General features: G+C 63.4%; 10 protein-coding genes. 8 read left to right on the forward strand and 2 right to left on the reverse strand.

Features of this window, described 5'->3' with window-relative positions; genetic code table 11:
• Nucleotides 1–51 precede the first annotated feature (51 nt).
• Entirely contained in the window at nt 52–2,499 is a 2,448-nt protein-coding gene (locus BLP82_RS13315; RefSeq protein ID WP_092168458.1) for an acyl-CoA dehydrogenase, read from the reverse strand.
• Nucleotides 2,500–2,871: 372 nt separating this feature from the next.
• Between BLP82_RS13315 and BLP82_RS13320 the strand changes: the two genes are divergently transcribed.
• The 4 genes from BLP82_RS13320 to BLP82_RS13335 all read left to right on the forward strand — a co-directional run bounded on the left by BLP82_RS13320 (nt 2,872) and on the right by BLP82_RS13335 (nt 6,049).
• Nucleotides 2,872–3,531: a transglutaminase-like domain-containing protein gene (locus BLP82_RS13320; RefSeq protein ID WP_092168461.1), complete on the forward strand. Its 660-nt coding sequence runs from the start codon at nt 2,872–2,874 to the stop codon at nt 3,529–3,531.
• Nucleotides 3,532–3,575: 44 nt separating this feature from the next.
• Nucleotides 3,576–4,199, forward strand: a complete 624-nt coding sequence (locus BLP82_RS13325) for a glutathione S-transferase family protein (RefSeq protein WP_092168738.1) — start codon at nt 3,576–3,578, stop codon at nt 4,197–4,199.
• Between the two features lie 135 nt (nt 4,200–4,334).
• Complete coding sequence (locus tag BLP82_RS13330; RefSeq protein WP_092168464.1) at nt 4,335–5,267, forward strand: ABC transporter ATP-binding protein; 933 nt, start codon at nt 4,335–4,337, stop codon at nt 5,265–5,267.
• A 2-nt stretch (nt 5,268–5,269) separates the two neighbouring features.
• Nucleotides 5,270–6,049 carry an ABC transporter permease gene (locus tag BLP82_RS13335; protein ID WP_170842314.1) on the forward strand — a complete coding sequence of 260 codons (780 nt, stop codon included), beginning with the start codon at nt 5,270–5,272 and terminating at the stop codon, nt 6,047–6,049.
• A 171-nt stretch (nt 6,050–6,220) separates the two neighbouring features.
• Here BLP82_RS13335 and BLP82_RS13345 read toward each other — a convergent pair whose 3' ends face one another.
• Nucleotides 6,221–6,736: a DUF2062 domain-containing protein gene (locus BLP82_RS13345; protein ID WP_046063671.1), complete on the reverse strand. Its 516-nt coding sequence runs from the start codon at nt 6,734–6,736 to the stop codon at nt 6,221–6,223.
• A 146-nt stretch (nt 6,737–6,882) separates the two neighbouring features.
• Here BLP82_RS13345 and BLP82_RS13350 point away from each other — a divergent pair, with 146 nt between their 5' ends.
• The 4 genes from BLP82_RS13350 (at nt 6,883) to lpxK (ending at nt 11,295) form a co-directional block, all read left to right on the forward strand.
• The gene (locus BLP82_RS13350; protein ID WP_092168473.1) at nt 6,883–9,129 is read left to right on the forward strand and encodes a DNA internalization-related competence protein ComEC/Rec2; all 2,247 of its coding nucleotides are present in this window, start codon (nt 6,883–6,885) and stop codon (nt 9,127–9,129) included.
• A gap of 95 nt (nt 9,130–9,224) precedes the next feature.
• Nucleotides 9,225–9,860 (forward strand): MotA/TolQ/ExbB proton channel family protein, encoded by a 636-nt coding sequence (locus tag BLP82_RS13355; RefSeq protein ID WP_170842311.1) that lies wholly within the window; start codon nt 9,225–9,227, stop codon nt 9,858–9,860.
• Nucleotides 9,857–10,285, forward strand: coding sequence for an ExbD/TolR family protein (locus tag BLP82_RS13360; RefSeq protein WP_053123850.1), 429 nt, complete (start codon nt 9,857–9,859; stop codon nt 10,283–10,285). The genes BLP82_RS13355 and BLP82_RS13360 overlap by 4 nt, the downstream gene beginning before the upstream one ends.
• Nucleotides 10,285–11,295, forward strand: a complete 1,011-nt coding sequence (gene lpxK / locus BLP82_RS13365) for a tetraacyldisaccharide 4'-kinase (RefSeq protein WP_092168476.1) — start codon at nt 10,285–10,287, stop codon at nt 11,293–11,295. The genes BLP82_RS13360 and lpxK overlap by 1 nt, the downstream gene beginning before the upstream one ends.
• Nucleotides 11,296–11,311: the final 16 nt, after the last annotated feature.

An 11,311-nucleotide genomic window follows, 5' to 3' on the forward strand; every position in this document is an offset into this window, starting at 1 on the left:
GAAGAGCTGTAGGTGAAGAGCTACAGGTGACGGCGTACCTGGCCGTCAGTATCAACGGACCTTGTCTGGCGCCAGTGTCAGTTCGGCCTTGTCGAAATCATCCACGTCGATGACCTTGCGCCGCGCCGCCTCGGCCGCGCGCAAGGTCTGCGCTTCACCGGCTTGCAGCACGCCGGCCTCCAAGGCCGCATCGATGAGGGGTTCGCCAGGCGCCGGATTGAGCTGACCCTGCTTGAGCGCACCGTGCAGTTTCTTGTGCAGCGGATGAGCGGCGGCCAGCAGGTCGGCGGCATGTTGCAGGGCGCCCACCGGATCGTCGGTCGATTGCGGGCGATAGCAACCCTGCAGCAACTCTTCGAGAGTCGGATCGCCCTTGGGCCGGCCGATGACCGCGGCCACCTCGGCGTCGAGCCTGTCGCTCGGGCCCTTGTGACGCCGACCGAAGGGGAACACCACCAGGCGCAACAGGCAACCCAGTACCCGGTTCGGGAAGTTGCTCAGCAGTTCATCCAGCGCACGTTCCGACTGGCCGAGGCTTTCTTCCATGGCCCAGGTGAACAGCGGCGTCATGTGGTCCGGCGAATCCAGGTCGTGATAACGCTTGAGCGCGGCGGACGCCAGGTACAGGTTGCTCAAGACGTCGCCCAGGCGGGCCGACAAGCGTTCGCGGCGTTTGAGCTCTCCGCCCAGCAGCATCATGCTCAAATCCGCCAGCAGCGCGAATGCCGCGGCCTGCCGGTTGAGGGCGCGGAAATAACCCTGGCTCAAGGCATTGCCGGGGGCCTTCTCGAAATGCCCCAAGCCCAGGTTGAGCACCAGGGTGCTGGCGGCGTTGCTGACGGCGAAACCGATATGCTTGAGCAGCAAGGCATCGAACTCGATCAGTGCCTGGTCCTTGTCTTCACGGGTTGCCAGGGCCATTTCCTTGAGGACGAACGGATGGCAGCGAATGGCGCCCTGGCCGAAGATCATCAGGTTGCGCGACAGAATGTTCGCGCCTTCGACCGTGATGAAGATTGGCGCACCTTGCCAACTGCGACCCAGGTAATTGTTCGGGCCCATGATGATGCCCTTGCCGCCATGTACGTCCATGGCGTGGCTGATGCACTCGCGACCACGCTCGGTCAGGTGGTACTTGAGGATGGCCGACAGCACCGAAGGTTTTTCCCCCAGGTCCACGGCGTTGGCGGTCAGCATGCGTGCCGCATCCATCAACCAGGCGTTGCCGCCGATGCGCGCCATGGCTTCCTGGATGCCTTCGAACGCCGACAACGGTACGTTGAATTGTTCGCGGACCTGGGCGTACTGGCCCGTCACCAGGCTGGTGAACTTCGCAGCGCCGGTGCCCACCGCGGGCAGGGAAATCGAGCGCCCGACCGACAGGCAGTTCATCAGCATCATCCAACCCTTGCCGAGCATCGCCTGACCGCCGATGAGGAAGTCCAGCGGGATGAACACGTCCTTGCCCCAGTTCGGTCCGTTCATGAACGCGGCGCCCAGGGGCAGGTGACGGCGGCCGATATGCACGCCTGGGGTGTCGGTGGGAATCAAGGCGAGGCTGATGCCCAGGTCCTCTTCGTCACCCAGCAGGTGGTCGGGGTCATACGCCTTGAAGGCCAGGCCCAGGAGCGTGGCCACCGGGCCGAGGGTGATGTAGCGTTTTTCCCAGTTCAGGCGCAGGCCGAGGGTTTCCTGGCCCTCCCATTCACCCTTGCAGATGATGCCGGTGTCGGGCATCGCCCCGGCGTCGGAGCCGGCCAGCGGCCCGGTCAGGGCGAAGCAGGGGATATCGTCGCCGCGGGCCAGTCGCGGCAGGTAATGGTCGCGTTGCTCGTCGGTGCCGTAGTGCAGCAGCAGTTCCGCCGGGCCGAGGGAGTTGGGGACCATCACGGTGGAGGCCAGGTCGCCGCTGCGCGTGGCCAGTTTCATCGCGACCTGGGAGTGGGCATAGGCGGAGAAGCCCTTGCCGCCATATTCCTTGGGAATGATCAGCGCGAAGAACCCGTGCTCCTTGATATGGGCCCAGGCTGCAGGGGGCAGGTCCATGGCCTGGCCGATCTGCCAGTCGCTGACCATCGCGCAGAGGGCTTCGGTAGGGCCGTCGAGGAACGCCTGCTCTTCCTCGGTCAGTTGCACCTTGGGGTAGGCCAGCAGCACGTCCCAGTCCGGGCGGCCGCTGAACAGTTCGCCATCCCACCACACCGTGCCGGCATCGATGGCGTCGCGCTCGGTCTCGGACATGGGCGGCAGGGTTTTCTGGAACCAGTCGAACATCGGCGCGCTGAAATATTTGCGGCGCAGGTCCGGTAGCAGCAGCGGGGCCGCGACAGCCGCGAGCACCACCCAGAGGATCAGCATCAGCCAGCCGGGCGCGTGGCTGAAAATGCCCATGGCCAACAGGTAGACCGCGACGATACCCAGCGCGGGCAGCGGGGCGGTACGCCGATGCGCCAGCCAGGCGATCCCGACAACCAGGACCAGTATCCACAACAACAGCATATGTAATCCTCCGTGAACCAAGGCAAAACCGACCTTCAGAGCTTAGACGGCATCTGCAAAACCGGCAGTCGGCGCGATGTGATTGATTTCGTGGGAAACCCTGGTTGCATTGCGCCAGTCTGGTTGGCAACAGCCGCGGGAAATCGTTCGTTAACAAGGTGAGAAAACGCCATTGTTTGGCCGGAATGCCGTTATCCCTGAGCCGGGGCTGTGGATAAACTCGAGGCAAGCCCTCCGTAGGAGCTGCCGAAGGCTGCGATCTTTTGATCTTGATCTTTCGCTTGCGATTCAACTGTCTGGGACAAGATCGCAGCCTCGTTGCACTCGACAGCTCCTACGCGGGGGTGATGTTTTTCCAGAGGCCTTTCCTTTATGCAGCAATATCTGAACCCCGGCCGCTTCATCGACAGCGATCATCCCGCGGTCATCGACTTCGCCGAAACCCACCGCGGCGCCGAGCGCGACCCGCGGGCCCAGGCGGTCAGCCTGTATTACGCCGTGCGCGAGGCGGTGCGCTACAACCCCTATACCTTCAGTCGCGACCCGGCGACCCTGCGCGGCAGCTATGCGCTGGCTGCAAGGGAAAGCTATTGCGTGCCCAAGGCCACCTTGCTGGCCGGCTGCGCCCGGCATTGCGGCATCCCGGCGCGCATCGGCCTGGCGGATGTACGCAACCACCTGTCCACCCCGCGTCTGCTGGAGTTGCTCAGGAGCGACGTGTTCGCCATGCACGGTTATACCGAGCTGTACCTGAACGACCGCTGGGTCAAGGCCACGCCAGCTTTCAACCAGGGCTTGTGCGCGTTGTTCGACGTGGCCCCGCTCGAATTCGACGGTCGCCACGACAGCGTCTTCCACCCGTTCAATCGGCAAGGGGCGAAGCTGATGGAGTACATCACCGACCATGGCCAGTTCGCCGACGTGCCCGAGGCATTCTTCTTCGAACACCTGGAAAAGTGCTACCCGCACCTGTTCGGCGAACAGGTGCCGCGCTTGCTCGGCGACATGCAGGGCGATTTGAGTCGCGCCTGATCCGGCGTATGCTGCTGCGGCATTTATCCATCGAGGACGCCGTGATGCTGAAGATATGGGGCCGGAAAAATTCATCGAATGTGCGCAAGGCATTATGGTGCGCGGAGGAGTTGGGGCTGGCCTACGAGGCTATCGATGCGGGCGGGGCGTTCGGTGTGGTGGACACGCCCGAGTACCGCGCGAAAAACCCCAACGGCCGCGTGCCGATGATCGAGGACGACGGCTTCGTGCTCTGGGAGTCCAACACCATCGTGCGTTACCTGGCGGCTCGTCATGCGTCGGGTTCGGCTTGGTATCCTGCTGGCGTACAGGCCCGGGCCCAGGCTGAAAAATGGATGGACTGGACCACGTCCAGCTTTGCCGCACCGTTTCGCACGGTGTTCTGGGGCGTCTTGCGCACCCCGGCCGAACAACAGGATTGGACGGCCATCAACGCGGCGATCAAGGAGTGCGACGATCTGCTGGCCATGGTCGAGCGGACCTTGAGTGCACAGCTTTACCTGTCGGGTGATGAAATCGGCGTGGGCGACATTCCCCTGGGCAGTTTCATTTATGCCTGGTTCGAGATGCCCATCCAGCGCGCCGAGCGGCCTGCCGTACAGGCCTGGTACGCGCGGTTGCAGCAGCGCCCGGCCTATCGCAAAGCCGTCATGACCGCGTTGACTTAATACCTACTATCAACACGCTTGACTGTACTTGTGCGGCGACGCCAAGCACCATTGCCTTGGTGCGCCGTGTTGCATTGCTCGCCGCCCGCCCTTATCTATTCTTTTCTTCCCTCCCTTCTTGGTGCGTAATCCGATATGAGTTCCGCTCTGTCCATCCGGCAGCTAACCAAAACCTACGGCAACGGTTTCCAGGCCTTGAGTGGTATCGATCTGGACGTCGCCGAAGGTGATTTCTTCGCCTTGCTCGGCCCTAACGGTGCCGGCAAATCCACCACCATCGGCATTCTTTCCACTTTGGTGAACAAGACCAGCGGCACGGTGAACGTGTTCGGTCATGATCTGGACCGCGAGCCCGCAGCCCTCAAGCGCTGCATTGGCGTGGTGCCCCAGGAATTCAACTTCAACCAGTTCGAAAAGACCTTCGACATCGTCGTGACCCAGGCCGGTTACTACGGCATTCCGCCAAAGATCGCCAACGAGCGCGCCGAGCAGTACCTGACCCAATTGGGCCTGTGGGACAAGCGTGACGTGCCGTCCCGTTCACTGTCCGGCGGCATGAAGCGTCGCCTGATGATCGCCCGCGCGCTGGTGCATGAGCCGCGCCTGCTGATCCTCGACGAACCGACCGCTGGCGTGGACATCGAACTGCGTCGTTCGATGTGGAGCTTTTTGACCGAACTGAACCAGAAAGGCATCACCATCATCCTCACCACCCATTACCTGGAAGAGGCTGAGCAGTTGTGCCGCAACATCGGCATCATCGACCACGGCACCATTGTCGAGAACACCAGCATGCGCCAGTTGCTCAGCCAACTGCATGTGGAAACCTTCCTGCTGGACCTGAAACACGACCTGAAGACCGCGCCCCAGCTCATCGGCTATCCGGCGCGCCTGGTGGACAGCCGTACCCTGGAAGTGCAGGTGGACAAAGCCGTGGGCATCACCGGGCTGTTCACCCAACTGGCCCTGCAAAACATTGAAGTGCTGAGCCTGCGCAACAAAACCAATCGCCTCGAGGAGTTGTTCGTGTCCCTGGTGGAGAAGAATCTGGCGAAGGTGGCGGTATGAGCATGAGTTCCGAACTGCGCCCCAACCTCATCGCCCTCAATACCATCGTTTACCGTGAAGTCCGGCGTTTCATGCGGATCTGGCCGCAGACGCTGCTGCCGCCGGCCATCACCATGGTCTTGTACTTCGTGATCTTCGGTAACCTGATCGGCCGGCAGATCGGCGACATGGGTGGCTTCACGTACATGGACTACATCGTGCCGGGGCTGATCATGATGTCGGTGATCACCAACTCCTACGGCAACGTGGTGTCGAGTTTCTTCGGCAGCAAGTTCCAGCGTTCGATCGAGGAGCTGATGGTCTCGCCGGTGTCGCCCCATACGATCCTCATCGGCTACACCTTGGGCGGTGTCCTGCGCGGCCTGGCGGTGGGCCTGATCGTGACCCTGCTGTCGTTGTTCTTCACCGATCTGCAGGTGCATCACCTGGGGGTGACGATATTGGTGGTGGTGCTCACGGCCACGATCTTTTCGCTGCTGGGGTTCATCAATGCCGTGTTTGCGCGCAACTTCGATGATATTTCGATTATCCCGACGTTCGTGCTCACGCCGCTGACCTACCTGGGCGGGGTGTTCTACTCGATCTCCTTGTTGCCACCGTTCTGGCAGACCGTGTCCCTGGCCAACCCGGTGTTGCACATGGTCAACGCGTTCCGTTACGGGATCCTCGGGGTGTCGGACATCAAGATCAGCATCGCCATCACCTTCATGCTGGTGGCCACCGTGGTGCTCTATATCGGCTGTGCGCGGTTGCTGGTCAGCGGGCGCGGTATGCGCACCTGACCCCAGCCCCCAGTGGGAGCGAGCTTGCTCGCGATGACGGCGGCACATTCAGCATCAATGCAAGCTGACCCACCGCTTTCGCGAGCAAGCTCGCTCCCACAGGGGATTTGGGTGGACGCAGTCCATGCACCACAAAAAAGGCCTCCATTCCCAGGAGGCCTTTTTTGCATCTCACATCCGGCTTTTCTTGCGCCGCCGCCACTGTCTGGCCACCCACCAGCGCCAGTAACTCATGGTGACGAAGTAGGCCAGGGCACCGAGCACCAGGCCGGTCACCACCGAGCCCAGCAGGAATGGCTGCCACAAGGTGGATAACTGGCCGCTGATCCATTCCCAGGTCAGTTCTTCGGGCAGTGTCCGGGCAGGCACGTCCATCAGCCAGGCACCGGTCTGGTAGGTGCAGAAAAACACCGCAGGCATGGTGATCGGATTGGTCAGCCACACCAGGCTCACCGCAATCGGCATATTGCCGCGCACCGTGACGGCCAGCGCGGCGGCCAGCAACATTTGCAACGGGATTGGCAGGAATGCGGCAAACAGGCCAACAGCCATCGCCCGGGCCACGGAGTGCCGATTGAGGTGCCAAAGGTTGGGGTCGTGCAGCAGGGTGCCGAGAAAACGTAAGGACTTATGTTCCCGAATGCTCTCTGGGTCTGGCATGTAACGTTTGAATAGGCGCCGGGGCATAAGGCTTCTCGGTCGGTTCAACGCAGTAAAGGCCGCAAGTATGTCTGGATTCTACGGCTGGCAGATTCAGACTTTGTGACAATTGATAACGCCGGGGGTGCCGCTGACCGTCTATGCCTGAAGAGGGGCACTCTCAAGGACGGGTTATGCGCACAGGGTTAGTCGCGCTTGCATTGGGGTTGTTGGCCCCGATTTGTTTACCGGTACTGCCGCCGTTGTGGCTGGTTGCAGCCATGCCGGTGCTGGCGCTGATGGTGTTGCCGTTTCGAACCTACCCGCTGGGTTTTTTCCTGTTCGGGCTGGCCTGGGCCTGCCTGTCGGCGCAGTGGGCGCTGGACAATCGATTGCCCGCCGCCCTGGACGGAGAAACCCGCTGGGTCGAAGGGCGCGTCGTCGGTTTGCCGCAACAGGGCGATGGCGTGGTGCGCTTCGAACTGGCCGATGTCCATTCACGTCGTACCCGATTACCGACAACGATGCGCCTGGCCTGGTTCGCGGGACCGCCCATCAACAGTGGCGAACGATGGCGATTGGCGGTGAAGCTCAAGCGGCCCGCCGGGTTGTTGAATCCACACGGTTTCGACTACGCCGCCTGGTTGTTGAGCCGTGGCGTTGGCGCAACCGGTACGGTCAAGGACGGGCGGCTCCTGCAAGCGGCCCGGGGCGCCTGGCGTGACGAGGTGCGCCAGGCGCTGGTACAGGTCGACGCCCACGGCCGCTCCGGCGCGCTGGCGGCATTGGTCCTGGGCGACGGCGGCGGGCTGAGTCGCGAGGACTGGCAGGTTTTGCAAGACACTGGCACCGTTCATTTGCTGGTGATCTCCGGGCAACACATCGGCCTGCTGGCCGGCCTGGTGTATCTGTTGGTGGCCGGCGCGGCGCGTTATGGCCTGTGGCCGGCGGGGCTGGCGTGGTTGCCTTGGGCTTGTGCGCTGGCCTTTTGCGCCGCCCTGGGCTACGGCTTGCTCGCCGGTTTCGAGGTGCCGGTGCGACGGGCCTGCGCGATGATTGGCCTGGTGTTGCTGTGGCGCTTGCGTTTCAAACAGCCGGATCCGTGGTGGGCATGGCTGCTGGCCTTCGTCGGGGTGCTGGTGTTCGACCCACTCGCCAGCCTGCGGCCAGGGTTCTGGTTGTCATTTGCGGCCGTGGCCATCTTGATGTTCATCTTTGGCGCTCGCCTGGGGCCCTGGCGCTGGTGGCAAACCTGGACCCGTGCCCAGTGGCTGGTTGCGGTCGGCCTGTGTCCGTTGCTGTTGATCGTGGGCTTGCCGGTCAGCCTCAGCGGGCCGCTGGTGAACTTGCTCGCGGTGCCCTGGATCAGCCTGCTGGTCTTGCCGCCAGCGCTGCTCGGCACGGCGTTTTTGCCAGTACCGCTCATCGGTGAAGGCCTGCTGTGGATCGCCGGCGGGTTGCTCGATCTGTTGTTCAAGGGGCTGGGGCTGATTGCCGGACGAATACCCGCCTGGGTCCCCGTTGCGATCCCGCCGTGGGCCTTGGGCATCGCCGCTTCAGGGGCATTTTTGCTGCTGCTGCCCAAAGGCGTGCCGCTGCGTGTGCTGGGGTGGCCGATGGTGCTGTTGATGGTGTTTCCCCCGCGAGAACACCTGCCGCAAGGGCACGCCGAGGTCTGGCAACTGGACGTGGGCCAAGGGCTGGCGGTGCTGGTACGCACCCGGCATCACAGCCTGCTTTACGACGCCGGGCCGCGCTTTGGCGAGGCCGATGCGGGCGAGCGCGTCGTACTGCCGACCTTGCGCAAGCTCGGTGTGCACGGCTTGGACCTGATGCTCCTCAGTCATGCCGATGCCGATCATGCCGGCGGTGCCCAAGCAGTGCGCAATGGGCTGCCGACGATGGAAGTCATCAGTGGCGATCCCGACGCGCTGCCCGATGAACTGCAAGCCGGGCCTTGCGACAGCGGCAGGCGCTGGGAGTGGGATGGCGTCGGGTTCGAGCTGTGGCGCTGGGCATCTGCTGTCGAAAGCAACCAGAAGTCCTGCGTCCTGCTGGTGGAGGCCGGCGGCGAGCGCCTGCTGTTGACCGGCGATATCGACACCCCTGCCGAGCGCGCCTTGCTCGACGAGGCCCTGGCGCTACCGATCCAGTGGCTGGCCGCGCCTCATCACGGCAGCCGCAGTTCGTCGTCGATGGCGTTGCTGTCGCGCCTCAAGCCGCATTCGGTGTTGATCTCTCGAGGGCAGGGCAACGCGTTCGGTCATCCCCATCCCCAAGTGATGGCCCGCTACCGCCGCTCGGGCCTGGCGGTCTACGATAGCGCCGAGCAGGGCGCCATTCGTCTGCAACTGGGCGCGTTCGAGGTGCCGCGCACCGAGGCCGGGCACCGACGTTACTGGCGCGATCCGCCCGCCGTCGGGCCACTGGGGCAACATTGATCCAGGGCAATCGGCTGATGCGCTTATCGGCGGGGCGGGTCTGCAAGGCGAGTCTGTGTGATAAAGTGGCGCACTTTTTCGAGGGGGCAGTCACTGTGTGGGAATTGGTCAAATCCGGCGGCTGGATGATGTTGCCGATCATTCTGAGTTCCATCGCGGCACTGGGTATCGTTGCCGAACGCCTGTGGACCCTGCGGGCCAGCCGCGTGACCCCGGAGCATCTGCTCGGGCAGGTCTGGGTCTGGATCAAGGACAAGCAACTGAACAAGGACAAGCTCAAGGAGCTGCGGGCCAGTTCGCCCTTGGGGGAAGTCCTTGCCGCCGGCCTGGCGAACTCCAAGCATGGTCGCGAGATCATGAAGGAGTGCATCGAGGAAGCCGCCGCCCGGGTCATCCATGAGCTGGAGCGCTACATCAATACCCTGGGCACTATCGCCGCTATGTCCCCGCTGCTGGGCCTGCTGGGGACTGTGCTGGGCATGATCGACATCTTCAGCGCGTTTACCGGCTCTGGCATGACCACCAATGCCGCGGTACTGGCCGGGGGGATTTCCAAGGCCCTGATCACCACCGCCGCCGGCCTGATGGTGGGTATTCCGGCCGTGTTCTTCCATCGGTTCCTGCAACGCCGCGTCGACGAGTTGGTCGTTGGCATGGAGCAGGAAGCCATCAAGCTGGTCGAGGTGGTGCAGGGTGACCGTGACGTGGACCTGGCTGGGGGCAAGCAGTGAAATTCCGCCGCAAGCCACGGGAAAACATCGAGATCAACCTCGCGTCGCTGATCGACGTGGTGTTCATCCTGCTGCTGTTTTTCGTCGTGACCACCACGTTCACCCGGGAAACCCAGCTCAAGGTGGAATTGCCGCAAGCCGTCAGCGGCTCGCCGGCCGAAGACCAGCAATTGAAGAACCTGGAAGTCACCATCAGCGCCGAAGGGGCGTTTTCGGTGAATAACCAGTTGCTGCCCAAGAGCGACCTGGCGAGCCTGATCGAGGCCCTGCAGAAAGAATCCGGCGGCGACACCAACCTGCCGCTGTCCATCAGTGCCGACGGCAAGACCCCTCATCAATCGGTGATCACCGCCATGGACGCGGCCGGCAAGCTCGGTTTCAGCCATCTGCGCATGACCACGGTCGAGGCGGCTCCCGCACCCTGATGGCCATGTCCGATCGATTGCTTGCCGCATGGTACGAAGGCCACCCGGCCCTGACCCTGCTACGGCCGCTGGAGTGGTTGTACCGGCGGGTGGTGGTGAGCAAGCGCGAGCGTTTCCTGGCGGGTGAAGGCCAGATCTACCAGCCCCCCGTGCCGTTGGTGGTGGTGGGCAATATCACCGTGGGTGGCACTGGCAAGACGCCGTTGATCCTGTGGCTGATCCAGCACTGCCAGCGCAGTGGCTTGCGGGTCGGGGTGGTCAGCCGGGGCTATGGCGCCAAGCCGCCGCAACTGCCATGGCGGGTCGCGGCCGGGCAGGGCGCCGACGTCGCGGGGGACGAGCCGCTGTTGATCGTCCAGCGCACGGGCGTGCCGTTGATGATCGATCCCGACCGCAGCCGCGCGGTCCAGGCGCTGCTGGAGGCCGAGCCGCTGGACCTGATCCTGTCCGACGACGGCATGCAGCATTATCGGCTGGCCCGGGACCTCGAGCTGGTGCTGATCGATAGCGCCCGCGGCCTGGGCAACCGGCGTTGCCTGCCCGCCGGGCCGTTGCGCGAACCGGTCGAGCGCCTGCAATCGGTCGACGCCGTGCTGTACAACGGCGCCAGTGCCGACCGCGAAGACGGCTTTGCCTTCCAATTGCGCCCCACCGAACTGGTGAACCTAGCCAGTGGCGAACGCTGCCCCCTCGACCATTTTCCACCCGGCCAGGCCCTGCACGCCGTGGCCGGCATCGGCAACCCCCAGCGTTTCTTCAAGACCCTCGAAACGCTACACTGGCGGCCAATACCGCACGGGTTTGCCGACCATGCCGAATACAGCGCCCAGGCCTTGAACTTCAAGCCATCCCTGCCGGTGGTCATGACGGAAAAAGACGCGGTCAAATGCCGTGCCTTCGCCGCGCCCGACTGGTGGTACCTGGCGGTGGACGCCGCGCCGTCGCCGGCCTTCGCGGCCTGGTTCGATACGCAGTTGATGCGCCTGTTGCCGGATCGGCTCTTGCCTTAACACCTTTTACCCAGGG

It is taken from the genome of Pseudomonas sp. NFACC37-1 (genome assembly GCF_900101575.1).
GTDB classification, from domain to species: Bacteria; Pseudomonadota; Gammaproteobacteria; order Pseudomonadales; family Pseudomonadaceae; genus Aquipseudomonas; species Aquipseudomonas fluorescens_AA.

Bases quoted from the DNA above. Each gene is read 5' to 3' on its own strand.
- BLP82_RS13315 (WP_092168458.1), bottom strand. From the start codon at position 2,499: ATGCTGTTGTTGTGGATACTGGTCCTGGTTGTCGGGATCGCCTGGCTG.
- BLP82_RS13320 (WP_092168461.1), top strand. From the start codon at position 2,872: ATGCAGCAATATCTGAACCCCGGCCGCTTCATCGACAGCGATCATCCC.
- BLP82_RS13325 (WP_092168738.1), top strand. From the start codon at position 3,576: ATGCTGAAGATATGGGGCCGGAAAAATTCATCGAATGTGCGCAAGGCA.
- BLP82_RS13330 (WP_092168464.1), top strand. From the start codon at position 4,335: ATGAGTTCCGCTCTGTCCATCCGGCAGCTAACCAAAACCTACGGCAAC.
- BLP82_RS13335 (WP_170842314.1), top strand. From the start codon at position 5,270: ATGAGTTCCGAACTGCGCCCCAACCTCATCGCCCTCAATACCATCGTT.
- BLP82_RS13345 (WP_046063671.1), bottom strand. From the start codon at position 6,736: ATGCCCCGGCGCCTATTCAAACGTTACATGCCAGACCCAGAGAGCATT.
- BLP82_RS13350 (WP_092168473.1), top strand. From the start codon at position 6,883: ATGCGCACAGGGTTAGTCGCGCTTGCATTGGGGTTGTTGGCCCCGATT.
- lpxK (WP_092168476.1), top strand. From the start codon at position 10,285: ATGGCCATGTCCGATCGATTGCTTGCCGCATGGTACGAAGGCCACCCG.